Raw genomic sequence first — 21,011 nt, 5'->3', positions numbered from 1 at the left:
GCGGTGTTTTATAAGGTATTACAAGAATAGGAATTTGAATTTATGGCAGATAATGCAACAATAAGGCTTAATAAGGTTCTTAGAGAACTTAATATTTCATTGGACAGAGCGGTGGACTATCTATCGTCAAAAGGCCATGAAATAGAGGCGCGCCCAACCACCAAGATTTCCGAAGAGGTGCATCAGGTGTTGTTGGACGAGTTCCAGACTGATATGAGCAAGAAAGTTGCATCAAAAGAAGTTGGAGAGGAAAAGAGGAAAGAGAAAGAGGCTATTAGAGTTCAATTAGAGCAGGAGCAAGAAGAAAGAAGGATGGCGCGTGAGAAACGAGCTGCTGCCTCGGAAGTCATCAAAGCTAAGGCCGAACTTAGCGGTCCAAAGACTGTTGGGAAAATAGATTTAAATCCGAAGAAAAAAGAGAAAGCTGCTGTAAAAGAAGAAGCTCCAATAAAAGAGGAAGCACCTACTGCAGAAGAGCCTAAGGTTTCTGAGGTTGCCAAATCTGCAAAAGATGAGGTTAAGACAGATGAGGTTGTTGAAGCTAAGGTAAAATCCAAAGCTGCTGAAGGTGAGACGCCCGCTGCTGAGGAAGCTCCAGTGGATGAGAAGATTCAAACCCAATATAAAAAGCTTTCTGGGCCGAAAATTATGGGTGATAAGATAGATCTCACCAAATTTCAAAAGCCGAAGAAAAAGAAAGAAGAAGCGAAGCCCGCAGCGAATACCGAAAAGCGTAAGCGTAAACGGATTATTAGCAATAAGCCTGGTTCAACTTCCGGAAGAGGAACAGGTCCTAGAGGTGCTAATTCCGGAGGTGGAAATCGTAAGGGAGGAGGGCAACGTTTTGGAGCGCCAAAGGTCGAGCCTACTGAAGCCGATGTGCAAAAACAAGTTCGTGAAACTCTTGAGAAACTTCAGGGTAAATCGAAAAAAGGAAAAGGAGCGAAGTATCGCAGAAACAAGAGAGAGCAGCATCGTGAACAGATGGATGTTGATGCTGAATTACAAGAAATAGAAAGCAAAACACTTAAAGTTACCGAGTTTGTAACAGCTAATGAGGTTGCTACCATGATGGATGTCTCAACCACCGAGATTATTTCGGCTTGTATGTCACTTGGGTTGATGGTAACCATGAACCAACGTCTGGATGCTGAAACACTTTCTATTGTTGCCGATGAATTCGGATATGATGTTGAGTTTGTAACCGCTGATATTGAGGAGACGATTCAAGAGGCGGAAGATGCCCCAGAAGATTTACAGCCAAGAGCTCCAATTGTTACGGTAATGGGTCACGTTGACCATGGTAAAACGTCGCTGTTAGATCATATTCGTGAAGAAAACGTTATTGCAGGGGAGAGTGGTGGAATTACGCAGCATATAGGAGCTTATGGAGTGACATTAGCAGATGGTCAAAAAATAGCCTTTCTAGATACACCGGGTCACGAAGCCTTTACCGCGATGCGTGCACGTGGTGCTCAAGTAACTGATATCGCTATTATTGTGATTGCGGCTGATGATGATATCATGCCACAAACTAAGGAGGCAATCAGTCATGCTCAAGCGGCGGGAGTTCCCATTGTTTTTGCAATTAATAAGATAGATAGACCAACCGCAAATCCTGATAAGATCAAAGAAGGTTTGGCAAATATGAATTTGTTGGTAGAAGATTGGGGTGGTAAAATACAATCACACGATATTTCCGCCAAGACAGGTGATGGTGTTAAGGAATTATTAGAAAAGGTATTGCTTGAAGCTGAATTATTGGAGTTGAAGGCCAATCCAGACAAGCTCGCCAATGGTACTGTGGTAGAGGCATTCTTGGACAAAGGAAAAGGTTATGTTTCAACTATTTTGGTGCAGGCAGGAACCCTTAAAATTGGTGATTACGTTCTCGCCGGAACTTGCAGTGGTAAGGTAAAGGCCATGCAGGATGAACGAGGTAAAATTGTAAAAAAAGCAGGTCCTTCGCAGCCTATTTCTATTTTAGGATTGGACGGTGCACCTCAAGCTGGTGATAAATTCAATGTATTGGATGATGAACGTGAAGCAAAGCAGATTGCCACAAGACGTTCGCAGCTTCAGAGAGAACAATCTGTAAGAACACAACGTCACATCACACTCGACGAGATTGGAAGGCGTATTGCTTTAGGCGACTTTAAAGAATTGAACATTATCTTAAAAGGTGATGTTGATGGTTCTGTAGAAGCACTTACTGATTCTTTCCAGAAATTGTCCACAGATGAGATACAGGTAAATATTATCCATAAAGCTGTTGGTCCGATAACAGAATCAGATGTATTGTTGGCTTCTGCTTCCGATGCGGTTATTATTGGATTCAATGTTAGGCCAATGGGCAATGCTAGGCAGATAGCCGATAAGGAAGAAATCGATATCCGTATGTATTCTATTATTTATGATGCCATAAATGATTTGAAGGACGCTATGGAAGGAATGCTTTCTCCTGAAATGAAAGAGGAGATTACAGGTACTGCTGAAATACGTGAGACCTTCAAAATTTCTAAGATCGGTACCATTGCTGGATGTATGGTAACTATCGGTAAGATTTATAGAAACTCAAACATACGATTGATTCGTGATGGGGTTGTTATTTACACAGGTGAATTTGCTTCATTGAAACGATTCAAAGATGATGTGAAAGAAGTTGCAAAAGGGTATGATTGTGGTCTTCAAATTAAGAACTACAATGATATCAAGGAAGGCGATATTGTGGAAGCGTTCCAAGAAGTAGCTGTTGCGAAAAAGCTAAAATAAATTAAAGTATTTAGGTAGAAAAATCTACCATTAAGACAAAAAAATAGAGCCAATTGGCTCTATTTTTTTGGTTTTAATAACATCGCGGCAGGATATTTTCGTCTAACTTCTTGGAGCTTTCTTTCACCCTCCAACTTTGTTTTGAATCTACCTACTTTTACTCTATAAGTGGGGGAATCAAAATCAACCCTCGAAGATAAATTGGGGAAGTCTATATTTACTAATGACCTAAGGTCATTTGCTTTTTGGTTTGAGCTTACAAAACCTACTTGAATGGTATAATATCCAGAGCTACCGGCGGACTTATAAATCTCTAAAAGCGCTTCAATTTTTTCATCTTGGTCAATTGTAATTTCTCCTGTTTGCGCAAGGACAAAAGTAGACGAAAAGGTGAATAGAAGTATGTATGTCAGTGTTTTCATGTTTTCTGCTAAAGGTCTTGTATAGGTACGTACAAAAGTAATTTTTTATCTTTCATAGGAAAGAAATTCATCTTTATTTAGAACAATTATAAATTAGAAATTATCAATACGTTAAGATTTTCTAAATAAAGTCTGTGTCGTATTTTTGCATCCAATTTAGGAAGCGATAATTCTAACCTACATTCTTAAGTATATAAATTATCGTGCCAAGATTTAGATTGAAATATTCTGTATATGAAAAAGGTTACTTACCGCAATCAAATTTCTAAAGTTTTAGGTATCAGTCTAGTAGTTTTTCTACTCTCCTCTATTTCACTTTTTGCACAAAACGAAGTTGTCGCCGAAGAGCCAGCAGCCACTGAAGATGCTTCTAGTGGTGATGCGGTGAAAGGGAAGCAACTTTTTAATCAGAATTGTGCCGCTTGTCATGCCTTAAATCGAAAAATGACTGGTCCGGCACTAGCAAATGTTGAGGCTCGTCTGGCGGAAGATGAAGGCTTGGATCGCGAATGGTTATATGCTTGGATTAAGAATAGTCCAGGTATGATTAAATCTGGTGATGCCTATGCGGTTAAGATTTATAATGAATATAATCAAGCTGCAATGACCGCCTTTCCGACCTTGTCAAATGCAGATATTGATAATATTTTAGCTTACACGGTCCCAGTAATTGATAATGGTGGGGAAAAGGAAACTAAAACAATTCCAATCGTGTCAAACGAACCGGGCATATCCAACGAAATCATCTTGGGCGCCTTAGTTCTGGTTTTTGCCCTTTTGGTAATGATGCTTTTCTTGGTCAATAAAACGCTAAGAAGAATTGCCGAAGCCAATGGGGTGGTTGTTGCTGATGAGAATGCTGAAGAAAGAACACCAATTTGGAAAGCTTTTGCTAAGAATCAGTTTTTGGTTTTATGCACGGTTATTTTCCTTTTGTTAGGAAGCGGATATTTCGCTTACGGATGGATGATGCAAGTGGGTGTTGATCAAGGATATGCACCAATCCAGCCTATACATTATTCGCACAAAATACATGCAGGAACAAACAAAATAGAGTGTAAGTACTGTCACTCTTCGGCACGTAAATCAAAACATTCAGGAATTCCTTCTTTGAATGTTTGTATGAACTGTCACAAGTCTATATACGAGTATACCGGGGTTGCTGGAGAAGCTCCTAGTCAAGAAGATTTGGCAAATGGTTACACGAATGATTTCTATACAGGTGAAATCAAAAAGTTATATGCTGCCGTTGGATGGGATGAAGAAAATCAAAAATATACTGGCGATACGAAGCCAGTAGAGTGGGTTCGAATTCATAATCTTCCTGATTTTGCATATTTCAATCACTCACAACACGTTGAAGTTGGTAAGATTGAATGCCAAACTTGTCACGGACCTGTAGAGGAAATGGAAATTATGTATCAATATTCTCCATTGACCATGGGTTGGTGTATAAATTGTCACCGTGAGACGAATGTGCAGGTTGAAGGTAACGAATACTACGCGAAAATACATGAGGAACTTTCTAAGAAATATGGAGTTGAGACGCTAACTGCTGCGCAGATGGGTGGTCTAGAGTGTGGAAAGTGTCACTATTAATACAAACGATAAAGTAGCTAATTACAGATATACGTATGGCATCAAACAAAAAATATTGGAAAAGCGAAGCGGAGTTAAATCCTAACGATTCCATTGTTGAGGCGCTAAGGCAGAATGAATTCGTTGAAGATATTCCTGTTGATGAGTTTTTGGGTGATAAAGAAACTTTGGAATCCACCAATACTAATAGAAGGGACTTCTTAAAATATGTTGGTTTTAGCACAGCAGCCGCGTCTTTGGCTGCTTGTGAAGGACCGGTTATCAAGTCTATCCCTTATGTTGTTGCTCCTGAGAATATAGTTCCTGGAGTTGCGAACTACTATGCTACTACAATTGCAAATGGTTTTGACTTTGCGAGTATCTTAATTAAGACGCGTGAAGGAAGACCAATAAAAGTTGAAAATAATAAAGAGGCTAAAGTAGCTGGAAGTGCGAATGCTCGTGTTCAGGCATCTGTTTTGTCTCTATATGATAGTACAAGATTGCAAGGTCCTAAATCTGGGGCTGGTGATGATGTATCTTGGGATGTTATCGATGCTGCTGTAAAGTCAAAATTAGGTTCAGGAAAGCAAATCGCTTTATTGACGCAGACCTATGCTAGTCCGTCTACTTCAAGATTGTTAGAGGAGCTGAAAGCGGCTTATCCTACAGTAAATCATGTAACATACGACGCCATATCAGAGGAGGCTGCTTTATCAGCTTTTGAGGCAAAATATGGTGAGCGTGCACTTGCGGATTATAACTTTGAGAATGCGGATATCATTGTTTCTTTCGGTGCTGATTTCCTAGGAGACTGGCAAGGTGGAGGTTATGATAGTGGCTATTCAAAAGGTCGTGTTCCGAAGAACGGAAAAATGTCAAAACACGTTCAGTTCGAGGCAAACATGTCTTTGACTGGAGCAAATGCGGATAAACGTGTTGCGCTAAGCTCTCAGTTCCAAAAAGTAGCTTTGGCATATTTGTATGCAAAGCTAAATGGAACGAACGCTGGTGGCGAGCTTCCTGCTGATGCTCAAAAAGTATTGGATATTCTTATCGCTCAAATTAGAAAGAACAAAAGCGGAGCTGTAGTTGTTTCTGGAATAGATGATATCAACGTTCAAACGGTTGTTTTAGCAATCAATGAAATGTTGGGTAGTAAGGCTTTTGATTCAAAAGCGCCTAGATATACAAGACAGGGAAACACAAAGGCTGTTCAGTCGCTTATCGCTGACATGAATGCTGGTAAAGTGGGAGCCTTAATCATTGATGGTGTAAACCCAATGTACTCTTTACCGAATGCAGCTGAATTTAAAACCGGTATTGAAAATGTAGGTCTCTCTGTGACTTTCTCAACGAACTGGAATGAAACATCTGCTGTTTCAACTTATGCTGCTGCTTCTAACCATTACTTGGAGTCTTGGGGTGATGCTCAAATTAAAAAGGGACACTATAGCTTAATGCAACCTACCATCAAGGAATTGTTCGATACAAGACAATTTCAAGCATCTGTTTTAAAATGGATGGGTAATGACAAGAGCTATTACGATTATATCAAAGAAACTTGGAACACTTTTGTTTTAAATGGAAGTGACTTTAATAAAGCGATTCACGACGGCGTTTTTGTAGCAGGTGGTGATGCAATAGTAAATGATGCTGCAGAGCTTGTCGCAATGGCGACAACGGCTAGTGAAGAAGCGGATACTGTGATTGATGAGGAACAAATGATGTCTTCGTCAACTTCCATCTCTTCAGCAGTACGAAGTTTAGCAAGCGCTACAGGAGCAGATGGAATGGAGCTTACTTTATACTCTAAAGTGGGTATGGGTGATGGTCAACAAGCGAACAACCCGTGGTTGCAAGAATTTCCTGACCCAATAACTCGTGTTTCTTGGGATAACTATGTTACCGTTTCCAAAGCAGATGCACAAACGCTAGGCTTGATAAACGAAAATGTGGCTAACGGAGGATTAGACGGAAGCTATGCCAACTTAACTGTAAATGGCATTCCAGTAAATAATGTTCCTGTAATTATCCAGCCTGGTCAAGCAAAAGGAACTGCAGGACTGTCTTTCGGCTATGGAAAGAAAGCGGGAATGAAATCTGAGATGCAAACTGGCGTAAATGCTTTTGCTTTGTATCAAGACTTCAATAATATACAATCGGTCAAGATTGAAAAAGCAGTTGGAATGCATGAATTTGCATGTGTTCAGTTGCATAAAACCATGATGGGTAGAGGCGATATCATCAAAGAAACTACTTTGGAGATTTTCAACACAAAAGACCATGCAGAATGGAATCACGTTCCCGTTGTTTCTTTGAATCATCAGGAAGTTCCTGCAACTTCAGTAGACCTTTGGGATAGTTTTGATCGCTCTATTGGGCATCATTTCAACATGTCAATTGATTTAAATGCTTGTACTGGTTGTGGTGCTTGCGTTATTGCTTGCCATGCAGAAAACAATGTTCCTGTTGTTGGTAAGCAAGAAGTCAGAAAGTCAAGAGATATGCACTGGCTTCGTATTGATAGATACTATTCTTCTGAAGATACTTTTGAAGCTGATGATATAGAAAAGGACGATGCTGATGGTGTTGGTCTTGGGAATTATATGTTTGGAGATCGCGAAGGGGATGGCTCTCTTTCCACTTTTGATAGGTTGGAAGAACCTTCTGCAAATCCGCAGGTGGCTTTCCAGCCCGTAATGTGTCAGCACTGTAACCATGCGCCTTGTGAAACGGTTTGTCCGGTTGCGGCAACATCTCATAGCCGTCAAGGTCAAAACCACATGGCTTACAATAGATGTGTGGGTACAAGATACTGTGCAAACAACTGTCCGTATAAAGTACGTCGTTTCAACTGGTTCTTGTACAATAACAATGACGAGTTTGATTTCCATATGAACAACGACTTGGGCAAGATGGTCGTGAATCCTGATGTGAACGTTCGTTCAAGAGGAGTGATCGAAAAGTGTTCTATGTGTATTCAGAAAACACAAAAAAGCATTTTGGATGCGAAGAGAGACGGTCGTCCAGTAGCTGATGATGAGTTCCAAACGGCTTGTTCTTCTGCATGTAGCAATGGTGCAATTGTTTTCGGAGATATAAATGACAAAGAAAGTGAAGTCGCTGAACTGAAAGAAAGCGACCGTATGTATCACTTGTTAGAGCACGTAGGAACAAAACCAAACGTATTCTATCATGTGAAAGTAAGAAATACAACAGAAGCATAACCAATACAGTAAAGTAAGTAACTATAATATAAATCTATGGCGTCGCATTACGAAGCACCTATTAGAAAACCCTTAGTGACTGGAGACAAAAGTTACCATGATGTAACTGTCGATATTGCAGCTCCTATTGAGGGTAGAGCGAATAAGCACTGGTGGATTGTTTTTTCCATTGCTTTGGCAGCATTTCTTTGGGGAGTTGGGTGTATAATCTATACCATTTCTACAGGAATTGGTACTTGGGGTCTAAACAAAACCGTAAACTGGGCTTGGGATATTACCAACTTCGTTTGGTGGGTAGGTATTGGTCACGCTGGAACCTTGATTTCTGCGGTACTTTTATTATTCCGTCAGAAATGGAGAATGGCTATTAACCGTTCTGCCGAGGCGATGACTATTTTCTCGGTTATTCAGGCGGGATTGTTTCCGATCATTCACATGGGTCGCCCTTGGTTGGCATATTGGGTATTACCTATTCCAAATCAGTTCGGATCTTTATGGGTAAACTTTAACTCACCACTACTTTGGGATGTATTTGCGATATCAACATACCTGTCCGTTTCATTGGTATTCTGGTGGACAGGATTGCTTCCTGATTTTGCAATGTTGCGTGATAGAGCAATTCTTCCTTTCCAAAAGAAAATATATAGTTTATTAAGTTTCGGATGGAGTGGCCGTGCAAAAGACTGGCAACGTTTTGAAGAAGTATCTTTGGTTCTTGCAGGTTTAGCAACTCCACTTGTACTTTCTGTACATACAATTGTATCCTTTGACTTTGCTACTTCGGTAATTCCAGGATGGCATACCACGATATTCCCTCCTTATTTTGTTGCTGGTGCGATTTTCTCCGGTTTTGCGATGGTAAACACTCTTTTGATTATCATGAGAAAGGTGTGTAATTTAGAAGATTATATTACAGTGCAGCATATCGAATTGATGAACATTGTAATTATGATTACGGGTTCTATTGTGGGATGTGCTTATATTACTGAGCTTTTCATGGCTTGGTATTCGGGTGTTGAATATGAACAATATGCATTCTTAAATAGAGCAACCGGACCTTACTGGTGGGCCTATTGGGCAATGATGACTTGTAATGTATTTTCTCCACAGTTCATGTGGTTTAAGAAACTACGTACCAGTATCATGTTTTCATTCTTTATCTCGATAGTGGTAAATATAGGAATGTGGTTTGAACGTTTTGTAATTATCGTTACTTCATTACATAGAGATTACCTTCCATCTTCATGGACGATGTTCTCGCCTACATTTGTTGATATTGGAATTTTTATTGGAACAATCGGTTTCTTCTTCGTATTGTTCTTATTGTACTCAAGAACCTTCCCTGTAATTGCTCAAGCGGAAGTGAAATCTATCTTGAAGTCATCCGGTTCGAAATACAAAAAATTAAGAGATGCGGGTCAGCCTTTGTATCAAATAAGTAATGAATCTCCAAAAGTATCTCAAGAAATTCCCGCAAAAGCGGAAACAGCAGAGAAAATTGTTGTAGAAAAACCAACTCCCGTAGCGACTGAAAAGAAAGATGCGTCGAGTTTGTTAGCTTCAATTGGAACATTTGACCCAGCAACGGAAACGGCTGACGATTTAAAGAAAGTAAAAGGTATTGGTCCGAAAATGGAGCAGACCTTGAACCAAATCGGCATTTTCACTTTTGCACAAGTAAGTCGAATGACAGGAAAAGAATATGATTTGTTAGACTCTATTACCGAAGCCTTCCCAGGAAGGGCACAACGTGATGATTGGGCAGGTCAAGCGAGAACTTTAAATAACAACAAATAGATATGGCATCTAAAGTTATACAGGCATTTTATAATGATGACGATGTGCTTATGCATGCGGTCAAAAAGGTGAAGGCTGCCAAACATCATATTGAGGAAGTGTATTGTCCTTTTCCCGTTCACGGGCTAGACAAAGCTATGGGCTTAGAGCCAACACGAATAGCAATTACATCTTTTATGTATGGTTGTGTAGGTTTAACCGTGGCTATTGTAATGATGAATTTCATTATGATTGAAGATTGGCCTCAAGATATAGGTGGTAAGCCAAGCTTTAGCTATATCGAAAATATGCCAGCATTTGTACCTATCATGTTTGAGTTGACTGTATTTTTTGCGGCTCATTTAATGGTTATTACGTTCTACTTGAGAAGTAGATTATGGCCCTTTAAAGAAGCTGAAAATCCTGATTTGAGAACAACAGATGACCATTTTTTAATGGAAATTGAAATTCACGATAATGAAGCTGAATTAATGAGCTTGTTATCAGATACAGGAGCAGTTGAGATTAACGTATCAGAAAAAGACCTTCATTAATATGAACAGTTTGAAGAAAATAGGAATCGTATTTGGATTGCTCGCTGTTTTGGTTTCTTGTCAAGACAATAGCAAACCGAACTATCAGTACATGCCTAACATGTATGAGCCGGTAGGTTATGAAACGTATGAGCAAGTTGATTTCTTGCCTAGTGGTCAAGAGGCTATGGTGCCTCCGGCAAACACGGTTCCAAGAGGTTGGATGCCCTACGGTATTGAGAATACACCTGAAGGTAAGGAATTGGCAAGATTGAATGTTAGTCCGTTAGACACTTTACAAAGAGACGCAAACTTGGCCAAGGGAGCAGAGTTATACAATATCTATTGTGCTATTTGTCATGGACCAAAAGGTAAGGGGCAAGGTGCGTTAGTAAAGAACGAGAAAATATTAGGAGTTCCTAGTTATGATGATGTAGCACGTAATATTACCGTTGGAACTTCTTTTCATACCGTTCAATACGGGTTGAATTCAATGGGTTCTTATGCATCGCAAATGAATACGGAAGAAATGTGGCAGGTTTCTGAGTATGTTATGAAATTGAAACAAGACTTAACTAAATAATACATAGATACTGAATATGTACACGGTTTCGAACAAATTAAAGATTGGCGCTATCATTTTAATGGTGGTTGGTGCTTTAGGAATTGTTACTGGATTTTTGTCTGCTCCGTCAAATGTTGCGGAGGCAAAAGCAATGGTAGCGAGTCATGGTGATAGTCACGGAGAATCTCATGGTGATGTGGTTAAGGTAATTGACGAAGGACACGGTTCTTACAAAGAAGAAGGTCATGCGATGACCGAAGCAGAGCACGATGAGCATGTGTTTCACCAGTTAGCAAATAAGCCTTGGGCGGCGTTGTATGTTGCAGCCTTCTTTTTCTTTATGATAGCATTAGGGGTGCTGGCATTCTATGCCATTCAGCGCGCTGCACAGGCAGGGTGGTCTCCTTTACTATTTCGTGTAATGGAAGGAATAACCTCATATATTGTTCCTGGTGGAATTATTGTCTTTGTGATTTTGGTGTTGTCAGTAATGCACATGAATCATTTATTTGTTTGGATGGATCAAACGGTTGTGGACAAAGATGTTTTGTTGCAAGGAAAAGCTGGCTATCTTGATCCAACTTTCTTCTTAATCCGTGCAGCAATTTTCTTAGCGGGATGGATTGGATATCGTGAATATTCAAGAAAGTTATCATTAGCGCAAGATGAGTCTGATGACAATTCAAACTTCAAATTAAACTTTAGAATTTCAGCTGCATTCCTAGTATTTTATTTAATCTCAGAATCTATTATGTCTTGGGATTGGATTATGAGCGTAGATCCACACTGGTTCAGTACCTTGTTTGGTTGGTATATTTTTGCAAGTATGTTTGTTTCGGGTATTACCGTTATCGCAATGGTAACTATCTATTTGAAATCAAAAGGATACCTGGAGGAAGTAAATGATAGTCATATTCATGATTTGGCGAAGTTCATGTTCGGCATCAGTATTTTCTGGACCTATTTATGGTTTTCACAATTCATGTTGATTTGGTATGCGAACATTCCTGAAGAAGTAACCTATTATATCACTAGAATAGAAGATTATAATCTGCCATTCTTTGGTATGGTGGCAATGAACTTTTTGTTTCCTGTGTTGTTATTGATGAATAGTGATTATAAGCGCTTGAACTGGTTTGTAGTAATGGCGGGTATAGTTATACTAGCAGGACACTATATGGATATCTTTAATGCCATTATGCCTTCAACTGTTGGTGATCAATGGTATATAGGTATCCCTGAAATAGGAGCGATATTGTTCTTTGCCGGTTTATTCATTTTCTGGATTTTCAGGGCACTAGCCTCGGCTCCATTACAACCGAAACGTAATCCGTTTATCGAGGAGAGTAGACATTTTCATTATTAGTACGATTAAAGTATAACAGAAATAGATACGATGACTGTAGTTTTAACTTTAGCTGTTTTAGCACTAGTGGCAATTGCGATTTGGCAAATGACCAAAATCTTTGAATTGTCTCAACTAAAGGCAGATCAATCAAGAGCGCAGATAGCCAACGATAACGATAACAAGAATAACGGTTATCTATTATTCGCCTTTATGGTTTTCACCTATCTGATTACCATTTTCTCCTTTTGGAAGTATTCGAAATTCCTTTTACCAGATGCATCTTCGGCACATGGTGAGGAGTATGATTATTTGATGCTGGTATCATTCGTAATTATTTTCATTGTACAGTTTATTACACAATTCTTATTGCATTATTTTGGATACAAGTACAGAGGTAGAGAAGGTCAGAAAGCCCTCTTTTATGCGGATAATGATCGTTTGGAATTTATATGGACTATCATTCCCGTAATTGTCTTAGCTGGTTTAATCCTGTGGGGATTATATACTTGGACAAACATAATGGATGTCAATGACGAAGATGACCCATTGATTGTAGAGTTATACGCACAGCAATTCAACTGGACCGCTAGATATGGTGGAGCCGATAATGTTTTAGGTGGAGCCAATGTTAGAATGATAGATATCGACAGAGCCAATGTTTTGGGTTTAGATGAATCTGATAGCTATGCTGCAGACGATGTAATCGTTAAAGAATTGCATCTGCCAGTTGGTAGAAAAGTAAACTTTAAGATGCGTTCGCAAGACGTATTGCATTCTGCATATATGCCGCACTTTAGAGCACAAATGAATTGTGTTCCTGGTATGACTACCGAGTTTTCTTTTACGCCTATTACGACTACCGCCGAGATTAGACAAAACTCTGAGGTAGTTGACAAAGTAAAAAGGACGAATAAGATACGTGCTGAAAAAAATGTAAAAATTACCGAAGAGAATCGGATTTTAGAAGCACACGGAGAACCCACTAAAGAGCTTTTGGATTCATGGGAATACGATTACATTTTATTATGTAATAAGATATGTGGTAAATCTCACTACAATATGCAGATGAAGATTATTGTGGAGACGCAAGAGGAGTATGAGGCTTGGATGAAAACACAACAGACGTTTGGCCAAACAATGGCATCTGTTCAATAAGTAGGCTATAAAAAGAAGATTAATAAATTAAAGAATTTCGATTATGTCAGCAACAGCACATGCACAGGTAGATGATCACGCTCATGATGATCACGGACATCATCACAAAGAAACCTTTGTAACAAAATACATTTTTAGCCAAGATCATAAGATGATTGCGAAGCAATATCTAATTACTGGTGTTTTGGTAATGGGTTTTATTGGAATCGCAATGTCCTTGTTTTTCAGAATGCAAATCGCTTGGCCAGGAGAATCTTTTCCAATCTTTGAAGCGATTCTTGGAAAGTGGGCACCTGACGGGGTAATGGATGCAGATATGTATCTGGCATTGGTAACGATGCATGGAACCATTATGGTGTTCTTTGTATTAACTGCAGGACTTTCAGGTACCTTTAGTAATCTGTTGATTCCATTGCAGATTGGTGCTAGGGATATGGCATCTGGCTTTTTGAATATGCTTTCCTTTTGGATGTTTTTTGTATCCTGTGTTGTCATGGTTATTTCACTTTTTGTTGAAGCAGGACCGGCGGCGGCAGGTTGGACAATTTATCCGCCTTTAAGCGCTCTGCCCATGGCTCAGCCAGGTTCTGGTATGGGTATGACCTTGTGGCTTGTTTCTATGGCCATTTTCATTGCTTCTTCGCTATTAGGGTCATTGAACTATATTGTTACTGTAATTAATCTAAGAACAAAAGGAATGTCAATGACTAGATTGCCTTTAACGATTTGGGCTTTCTTTATCACTGCAATTATCGGTGTGATTTCATTCCCAGTTCTTCTTTCCGCAGCCTTGTTGTTGATTATGGATAGAAGTTTTGGAACGTCGTTCTTCCTATCCGACATATTTATTCAAGGAGAAGTATTGCATTACCAAGGCGGGTCTCCGGTTTTATATGAACACCTATTCTGGTTCTTAGGACATCCTGAAGTATATATTGTATTATTACCAGCCTTGGGTATTACTTCTGAAGTAATGTCTACCAACGCCCGTAAACCTATTTTTGGTTACCGTGCGATGGTTGCTTCAATTATGGCAATTGCATTCCTTTCAACTATCGTATGGGGTCACCATATGTTCATTTCAGGTATGAATCCTTTTCTAGGGTCTGTGTTTACATTTACAACCTTATTGATTGCGATTCCTTCAGCAGTAAAAGCATTTAATTATATAACCACTTTATGGAAAGGTAATTTGCAGCTCAACCCAGCTATGTTGTTTTCCATAGGATTGGTATCAACTTTCATTACGGGTGGTTTGACAGGAATTATCCTTGGAGATAGTACCTTGGATATCAACGTTCACGACACTTATTTCGTGGTAGCGCACTTTCATTTGGTAATGGGTATTTCTGCACTTTACGGATTATTCGCTGGTGTTTATCATTGGTTCCCAAAATTGTTCGAAGGAAGGATGATGAATAAGAACTTGGGTTATGTCCATTTCTGGGTAACTGCGGTCTGTGCCTATGGGGTTTTCTTCCCAATGCACTTTGTTGGTATGGCAGGTCTACCGAGACGTTATTATGAAAATACGGCATTTCCCATGTTTGATGAATTTACGGATATTCAAGTATTGATGACTACATTCGCTTTAATCGCAGGAGCTGCACAGTTACTATTTGTTTATAATTTTGTAAGAAGTATGTTTTACGGAAAGAAAGGGCCTAAAAACCCTTGGAATTCAAATACTTTGGAATGGACGGCAGAAGTAAAACACATTCATGGCAACTGGGATGGACCAATTCCTCACGTACACCGCTGGGCCTATGACTACAGCAAGGTTGATGAGAATGGGGAATATATAATACCGGGACAAGATTTTGTACCTCAAACGGTGCCTTTACAAGAGGATGAAGAAGAGCTTCAGCATTAAACAAGTTGAAATAATTCAAAAAAATGCCCAACTAATCTAGTTGGGCATTTTTTTTGATACTAGCTATTATGTATTATATTTAGAACACCATCAATAAACCAAGAACACTAGAGATGAAAAATATTGTTGTACTACTTTCCTTGTTATTATGCGTACAAGTTTTTGCGCAACGTAAACCCAAAATAAAAGGAAACAAAAATGTAATTGAGGTAACTGAAAGTCTTCCGGCTTTCAATGCCATCGAATTAAATGATGACCTAGACATCAACTTGGTAAAAGCAAACCAAGAGGGTTATAGCCTTACAATTGATGATAATTTGGTAGACGTATTAAAGTTCAAGGTAGAAGATAATACTTTGGTGATTAGTTCCTTTTATAAAATAACCAGCAAAAAGAAACTTGATATCACGGTCAACTACTATGATATTTCGAGTCTCAAACTCCGTGATGGCAGAATACTTATGAAGGATGTCATTGAGACAGATGAGCTTACTATCGAAACCTACGGCTCTTCGAAATTACAGTTAAATGCAAATACAAATTTTACGAACTTGACTATGGAAGGAAATAGCTCAGGAGATTTGAGTTTAGAAGGTGATTCTTTAAATATAACACTAAAGGATAGGGTGGACGTGAGTTTGTATACTACGAGCCAACGTAATGATATTCAAATGAATTCGAATGCAAGTGCGAAAATGGAGGGTACTGCCTACGCAATGAGCGTAAAACTTTTTGATAACGCAAACTTAAAAGCACGTAAATTAGATGCTGAAGGTGTGGAAGTAATTGCAGAGGGATCGCCAAGTGCCCGCGTATATGCAAGCAAAGTTTTTGAGCTTACCTCTAGGGGTTCGTCAAAAACCTATCTGAGTGGAGATGCCGAGATTGATATTATTGAATTTTTAGATACCTCAGAACTTCACAAAGAGAAGTAGTTTTTTGTTAGATGCGTAACAGACTGACACTTCGAGCGGAGTCGAGAACTTTGAAACTTCAATGATTAGCGAATTTCATTCTACTCAGCAATCTGCGCACTCATACAAGACTGTGGTATTCCCCAACCGTCTACTAGTATTCCAATATGAGGCCTTAGTTCGGTACATAAACGTTCTACGCGCTGACGAATAGCTTTTGACTTCGTACCACTAATGTAACCCTGTTCTAGATACCATTCTGAATCCTTTCGAATTTCATATAGGGCATGAATAGTTCCTAATTTTTTAAAAAGGTCTTTGTTTTTTCCTTCTGACATTCCATCAACAAAATCTGAATAGGTAGTGTAAGCAAGTTCAACGGCATAGGCTTTACCTAATGCTATTAAATGTGTTTGCACTTTCATAAATGCTTGATAAGAAGGCATTCCCTTTTTAATATAACTACGGATACGCTTCGCTAGTGTATAGGTCAACCTGCGGGTGCGATAATCAAAAGCATGTTTATGGAATTGAGGGTTGTATAAATGCTCCTTATCCACTTTATTGGAATATAAGGGATTAATTGTGGATAGCTTATCACTTAACTGACTACTTAGAAGTTTTAATACCGCCGAAAATCCAGCACTATTAAATTCCGCTTTAAAGTCAGAAAGAACGCCTTTGGCTGCAAGTAACAAAAGAACGGTATTGTCACCTTCGAAAGTAGTGAAAATGTCTACATCTCCTTTTAAATCGGCAATGCGGTTTTCTATCAAGTATCCTTTTCCACCACAGGCTTCTCGACATTCTTGAATGGTGTCATTTGCATACCAAGTTATGATAGATTTTAACCCTGCAACCTGCGTTTCTACAATACGTTTGTCAGGTTTGCTCTCATCACAATAATCCTTCATCATCTTATCAAGGGTGACATGATATACATAGGCACTTGCCACTAAAGGGGTCAAACGCAATTGATGTGTAGGATAATCCATCAAGAGATCTTCTTGAACTTTTATGCTGTCATTGAACTGCCGTCTTTTGAGCGCATGTTTGATAGCAACTGTTAAAGCCATTTTTGCACCTCCAAGTCCTGCTCTGGCAACACAGATACGTCCGCCTACCAAAGTTCCAAGCATGGTAAAAAAGCGTTTATTAGGATTTTTAATATCCGAGCGATATGAACCATCTTCTTTGATATCACCATATTTATTCAATAGATTTTCCCGGGGAACGGCCACCTGATTGAACCAAATCTTTCCGTTATCAACTCCATTCAATCCCAACTTATAACCATTGTCTTCAATAGTAATTCCAGAGAGTAATTCATGTTTTTCATTTCGTACAGGAACTAAAATCGCATGTACCCCTTCATTCTTTCCGTCAACAATCAACTGTGCAAATACCGATGCCATTTTAGAATGTAGGGCATTGCCGATGTATTCTTTGTTGTCATTTTTCCCGGGAGTATGAATGATAATTTGGTCTAAAGCCTTGTCATAGGTGGCTGTGGTTTTAATTCCCCGAACGTTGGAACCGTGACCTGTTTCGGTCATAGCGAAACAACCTAAAAGACTTGCCTTTCCTGTTTCAGTCAAGTATTCGTCATGATGTTTTTTGGTGCCGAGTTTTTGAATGCTTCCACCAAATAGTCCAAATTGCACCCCAAATTTTATGGTCAAGCTTCCATCCACATACATCATATTTTCAAACATGTATGCATAGCCTTCCATATCTTCAATTCCGCCGTAAGCTTTTGGGTAGGCAAGTGCGCCATAACCTTTATCCGCAAGATATTTTACTTGATTCAAAACCACCTCACGGAATTCTTCTTTATTTCGATGGATGTCCCATCTGAAAATTGGATTATCCAATGTGTTGCGAAATCCATCAATAACCTCGGCATGTTCTCCTTTTAATATTTCATCAATTTCGGAAGCATTGTAGTAGTTTGACGTGATTTCATGCTCAACCTCCACATCAAACAAATGATTGTAATGATTGGGTTGAATTCCTAAATTTACCTCAATATGTTTTAGGGAATCGTTAAAAGGACATTCCTCAAAATAATTGCAAACGACTTTTTGACTAAAAGTACTTAAAGGATAAGTATTGCTCTCTACAAGCTTTACATCTGAGTTGGACACAATATGCTTCCAGTTCTTGAGCTCATCATTTGCAGGTCGATTTTTTGTATTTAACCAAGATTTCAGGACAAAAGATTCGTCCTTGCTTAAACTGGCATCTTGCCCAATTGCTTTTTCAACAACATTTATTTCTGAAGCAGATACTAAATCATCTGACCAAATCACATAAAAAAAAGGAATATATTGAAGAATTCCCGGGGAGTATGTTTTCTTTTCCATGCTTTGAAATTACGAATTTATTTGCTTTCAAATAGTCCGAACCCAGGTTCTTTATTGGCAACAATCTTCTGACTTTTTCCCCTATCTTTGTGTAACAATGAATGAGTATTTAGACCCTTCTACTGACGGATTTTCCAATGAGGAACTCGATATCGAGAGAGCTTTGCGTCCGGTTAGTTTTGATGATTTTACGGGTCAAGAACAAGTACTGGAGAACTTAAAAGTATTTGTCGAAGCGGCTAATCAGAGGGGTGAGGCTTTAGATCATACTTTATTTCATGGTCCTCCGGGATTAGGAAAAACCACACTTGCACATATTCTTGCCAACGAATTGGGCGTTGGTATTAAAATTACTTCTGGTCCTGTTTTAGATAAACCAGGGGATTTAGCCGGACTGCTTACAAATCTAGATGAGCGCGACGTACTTTTTATTGATGAAATTCATCGTTTGAGTCCTATTGTAGAAGAATATTTGTACTCTGCTATGGAAGATTATCGAATCGATATTATGATAGAAACGGGTCCGAATGCACGATCTGTGCAAATCAATTTAAGTCCGTTTACCCTGATTGGAGCAACCACCCGTTCCGGATTATTGACGGCCCCCATGCGTGCAAGATTTGGAATACAAAGTAGACTTCAGTATTACGACACGGAGTTACTTTCGACGATTGTGCAGCGCAGTGCCCAAATATTAAAAGTACCAATCACGAATGATGCGTCAATTGAAATAGCGGGAAGAAGCCGAGGCACCCCAAGAATTTGTAATGCTCTTCTGAGGCGTGTTCGTGACTTTGCTCAAATCAAAGGGAATGGAAATATTGATATGGATATTTCGAAATTCAGTTTGAAAGCTTTGAATGTTGATGCCCATGGCTTGGATGAAATGGACAATAAGATTCTCACCACCATAATTGATAAATTCAAAGGAGGTCCTGTCGGAATTACCACCTTGGCAACCGCCGTTTCCGAAAGTGCTGAAACGATTGAAGAGGTGTATGAGCCTTTCTTGATTCAGCAAGGTTTTATTATGCGTACTCCTAGAGGTAGGGAAGTGACCGAACTGGCGTACAAACATCTTGGTAAAATAAAAGGAGGAACCCAACCCGGATTGTTCTAATGCAAAATATTCCTACCGTTTCAGCGTACAGAGTTTTTAAGAACCGAAAAAGTATTCTGAAAAATCCCCTTCCTTTTCACAATGAAAATTTTAATAAGCTAGGTGATATTTTTAAGGTCAAAATCGGCCCTACTGGTTTGATTCTTTTTACTAGAAGTCCCGAGTTCATTAAACAAATCCTTCAAAAAAATCACAAAAAGTATCATAAGTCTACTTTGCAAACAGAAGATTTGGCCAAATACATTGGTAAAGGCCTGCTGACATCTAATGGAGAACACTGGCGCACCCATCGACGAATGGTGCAACCTGCATTTCACAAGAAAAAATTGGAAGGTTTAATAGGTATTATGAATTCTGCCATTCATAGGGAACTAGAGCGAATTCATGATGGTGAGGCACAAGATATTTACCCCTTAATGGGGGATTTGGCCTTTCAGGTCGTGGCACAATCACTTTTTAGTAGGGATGATATTCAAGCTGAAATGGCTGAATTGAAACGCATCACAGAAACCAATCAGGTGATGCTGATTAAGGAAATGCGACAGCCTTATTTGAATTGGTGGTTCAAAATGAGCGGGGCAATCAATAGGCATTTAACATACTCTAAAGAAGCCAGGGGAATTCTAGATAAAATCATCCAAGAACGCATTAACTCAGGCATAGAAAAAGATGACCTTCTTGATATGTTGTTGAAAGCGCGCTATGAAGACGAAGAACCCATGTCGCGAGATCAATTGATTGATGAGGTACTTATTTTATTTACTGCAGGTCACGAAACTACGGCCAATGCTTTGAGTTTTACCCTTTTTCTATTAGCTCAGAATGAAGAGGTGCAGGCCAAGGCCTTTGAAAGTGTTTCTAAAGTAGATTTGGACGATCGGAATCATCTTGAAAATATTGTCTCACTTCAATACGTAAAACAGTGCGTTGAAGAAGGTATGCGATTGTATCCACCTGCGTATTATATTGACCGTATGTCAATTGCGGAAGATAAATTGGGGGGACATACCATACCAAAAGATGTTATGATATTACTGGCTGTTTATGAATTACATCGAGACCCAAATTTTTGGAATGACCCAGAGGCATTTCAACCGGAGCGTTTTCATCCTGAGAATAAGAAAGATTTTTCGAACTATTATTACCCTTTCGGAGCGGGACCTAGAATGTGTGTTGGGAATAATTTTGCGATGTACGAAATGATTTTGGTCGTGGCCAGAATCTTAAAAAAGTTCCGAATAGAAAAACAGACAGAGGAAGTGGAACTAGATCCTTTAATTTCGCTGAGGCCTAAAGAAGTTCGTTTAAGATTTATCCCAAGATAAAAAAGGCGAAGTAATATGAATCACTCCGCCTTCT

At 39.2% G+C, this 21,011-nt stretch carries 14 protein-coding genes; 12 read left to right on the top strand and 2 right to left on the bottom strand.

Features of this window, described 5'->3' with window-relative positions; genetic code table 11:
* The first annotated feature begins 42 nt into the window (after window positions 1-42).
* The gene (gene infB / locus FEE95_RS02345) at window positions 43-2,772 is read left to right on the top strand and encodes a translation initiation factor IF-2 (RefSeq protein WP_138656221.1); all 2,730 of its coding nucleotides are present in this window, start codon (window positions 43-45) and stop codon (window positions 2,770-2,772) included.
* A gap of 59 nt (window positions 2,773-2,831) precedes the next feature.
* On the opposite strand, the gene FEE95_RS02340 is transcribed toward infB, so the two are convergent.
* Window positions 2,832-3,194: an SPOR domain-containing protein gene (locus FEE95_RS02340; protein WP_138656220.1), complete on the bottom strand. Its 363-nt coding sequence runs from the start codon at window positions 3,192-3,194 to the stop codon at window positions 2,832-2,834.
* Between the two features lie 234 nt (window positions 3,195-3,428).
* Between FEE95_RS02340 and FEE95_RS02335 the strand changes: the two genes are divergently transcribed.
* The 9 genes from FEE95_RS02335 to FEE95_RS02295 all read left to right on the top strand — a co-directional run bounded on the left by FEE95_RS02335 (window position 3,429) and on the right by FEE95_RS02295 (window position 16,187).
* Complete coding sequence (locus tag FEE95_RS02335) at window positions 3,429-4,793, top strand: cytochrome c3 family protein (RefSeq protein WP_138656219.1); 1,365 nt, start codon at window positions 3,429-3,431, stop codon at window positions 4,791-4,793.
* 35 nt (window positions 4,794-4,828) lie between these two features.
* Complete coding sequence (locus tag FEE95_RS02330) at window positions 4,829-8,002, top strand: TAT-variant-translocated molybdopterin oxidoreductase (RefSeq protein WP_138656218.1); 3,174 nt, start codon at window positions 4,829-4,831, stop codon at window positions 8,000-8,002.
* A gap of 36 nt (window positions 8,003-8,038) precedes the next feature.
* Window positions 8,039-9,799 (top strand): NrfD/PsrC family molybdoenzyme membrane anchor subunit, encoded by a 1,761-nt coding sequence (gene nrfD, locus FEE95_RS02325; protein ID WP_138656217.1) that lies wholly within the window; start codon window positions 8,039-8,041, stop codon window positions 9,797-9,799.
* Window positions 9,800-9,801: 2 nt separating this feature from the next.
* Window positions 9,802-10,332, top strand: a complete 531-nt coding sequence (locus FEE95_RS02320; RefSeq protein ID WP_138656216.1) for a DUF3341 domain-containing protein — start codon at window positions 9,802-9,804, stop codon at window positions 10,330-10,332.
* Window position 10,333: 1 nt separating this feature from the next.
* Window positions 10,334-10,894, top strand: coding sequence for a c-type cytochrome (locus FEE95_RS02315; protein WP_138656215.1), 561 nt, complete (start codon window positions 10,334-10,336; stop codon window positions 10,892-10,894).
* 16 nt (window positions 10,895-10,910) lie between these two features.
* Entirely contained in the window at window positions 10,911-12,242 is a 1,332-nt protein-coding gene (locus FEE95_RS02310) for a quinol:cytochrome C oxidoreductase (RefSeq protein WP_138656214.1), read from the top strand.
* A gap of 30 nt (window positions 12,243-12,272) precedes the next feature.
* The gene (locus tag FEE95_RS02305; RefSeq protein WP_138656213.1) at window positions 12,273-13,379 is read left to right on the top strand and encodes a cytochrome c oxidase subunit II; all 1,107 of its coding nucleotides are present in this window, start codon (window positions 12,273-12,275) and stop codon (window positions 13,377-13,379) included.
* A gap of 43 nt (window positions 13,380-13,422) precedes the next feature.
* Window positions 13,423-15,252 (top strand): cytochrome c oxidase subunit I, encoded by a 1,830-nt coding sequence (locus FEE95_RS02300; RefSeq protein WP_138656212.1) that lies wholly within the window; start codon window positions 13,423-13,425, stop codon window positions 15,250-15,252.
* A gap of 113 nt (window positions 15,253-15,365) precedes the next feature.
* Window positions 15,366-16,187: a GIN domain-containing protein gene (locus tag FEE95_RS02295; RefSeq protein WP_138656211.1), complete on the top strand. Its 822-nt coding sequence runs from the start codon at window positions 15,366-15,368 to the stop codon at window positions 16,185-16,187.
* Window positions 16,188-16,267: 80 nt separating this feature from the next.
* On the opposite strand, the gene FEE95_RS02290 is transcribed toward FEE95_RS02295, so the two are convergent.
* A complete protein-coding gene (locus FEE95_RS02290; protein ID WP_138656210.1) occupies window positions 16,268-18,532 on the bottom strand; it encodes an acyl-CoA dehydrogenase family protein in 2,265 nt (754 codons plus the stop codon).
* A 97-nt stretch (window positions 18,533-18,629) separates the two neighbouring features.
* On the opposite strand from FEE95_RS02290, the gene ruvB reads away from it, so the two are divergent.
* Window positions 18,630-19,652: a Holliday junction branch migration DNA helicase RuvB gene (gene ruvB, locus FEE95_RS02285; protein WP_138656209.1), complete on the top strand. Its 1,023-nt coding sequence runs from the start codon at window positions 18,630-18,632 to the stop codon at window positions 19,650-19,652.
* Window positions 19,652-20,977 carry a cytochrome P450 gene (locus FEE95_RS02280; RefSeq protein ID WP_138656208.1) on the top strand — a complete coding sequence of 442 codons (1,326 nt, stop codon included), beginning with the start codon at window positions 19,652-19,654 and terminating at the stop codon, window positions 20,975-20,977. Before ruvB ends, FEE95_RS02280 begins: the two co-directional genes overlap by 1 nt.
* Window positions 20,978-21,011: the final 34 nt, after the last annotated feature.

This window comes from Maribacter algarum (ex Zhang et al. 2020) (genome assembly GCF_005885635.1).
GTDB classification, from domain to species: domain Bacteria; phylum Bacteroidota; class Bacteroidia; order Flavobacteriales; family Flavobacteriaceae; genus Maribacter_C; species Maribacter_C algarum.
The sequence above is the reverse complement of the archived record's forward strand: the minus strand, read 5'-3'. Positions and strand labels throughout refer to the sequence as shown.

Coding starts and splice junctions, on each gene's coding strand:
- infB (WP_138656221.1), top strand. CDS start 43: ATGGCAGATAATGCAACAATAAGGCTTAATAAGGTTCTTAGAGAACTT.
- FEE95_RS02340 (WP_138656220.1), bottom strand. CDS start 3,194: ATGAAAACACTGACATACATACTTCTATTCACCTTTTCGTCTACTTTT.
- FEE95_RS02335 (WP_138656219.1), top strand. CDS start 3,429: ATGAAAAAGGTTACTTACCGCAATCAAATTTCTAAAGTTTTAGGTATC.
- FEE95_RS02330 (WP_138656218.1), top strand. CDS start 4,829: ATGGCATCAAACAAAAAATATTGGAAAAGCGAAGCGGAGTTAAATCCT.
- nrfD (WP_138656217.1), top strand. CDS start 8,039: ATGGCGTCGCATTACGAAGCACCTATTAGAAAACCCTTAGTGACTGGA.
- FEE95_RS02320 (WP_138656216.1), top strand. CDS start 9,802: ATGGCATCTAAAGTTATACAGGCATTTTATAATGATGACGATGTGCTT.
- FEE95_RS02315 (WP_138656215.1), top strand. CDS start 10,334: ATGAACAGTTTGAAGAAAATAGGAATCGTATTTGGATTGCTCGCTGTT.
- FEE95_RS02310 (WP_138656214.1), top strand. CDS start 10,911: ATGTACACGGTTTCGAACAAATTAAAGATTGGCGCTATCATTTTAATG.
- FEE95_RS02305 (WP_138656213.1), top strand. CDS start 12,273: ATGACTGTAGTTTTAACTTTAGCTGTTTTAGCACTAGTGGCAATTGCG.
- FEE95_RS02300 (WP_138656212.1), top strand. CDS start 13,423: ATGTCAGCAACAGCACATGCACAGGTAGATGATCACGCTCATGATGAT.
- FEE95_RS02295 (WP_138656211.1), top strand. CDS start 15,366: ATGAAAAATATTGTTGTACTACTTTCCTTGTTATTATGCGTACAAGTT.
- FEE95_RS02290 (WP_138656210.1), bottom strand. CDS start 18,532: ATGGAAAAGAAAACATACTCCCCGGGAATTCTTCAATATATTCCTTTT.
- ruvB (WP_138656209.1), top strand. CDS start 18,630: ATGAATGAGTATTTAGACCCTTCTACTGACGGATTTTCCAATGAGGAA.
- FEE95_RS02280 (WP_138656208.1), top strand. CDS start 19,652: ATGCAAAATATTCCTACCGTTTCAGCGTACAGAGTTTTTAAGAACCGA.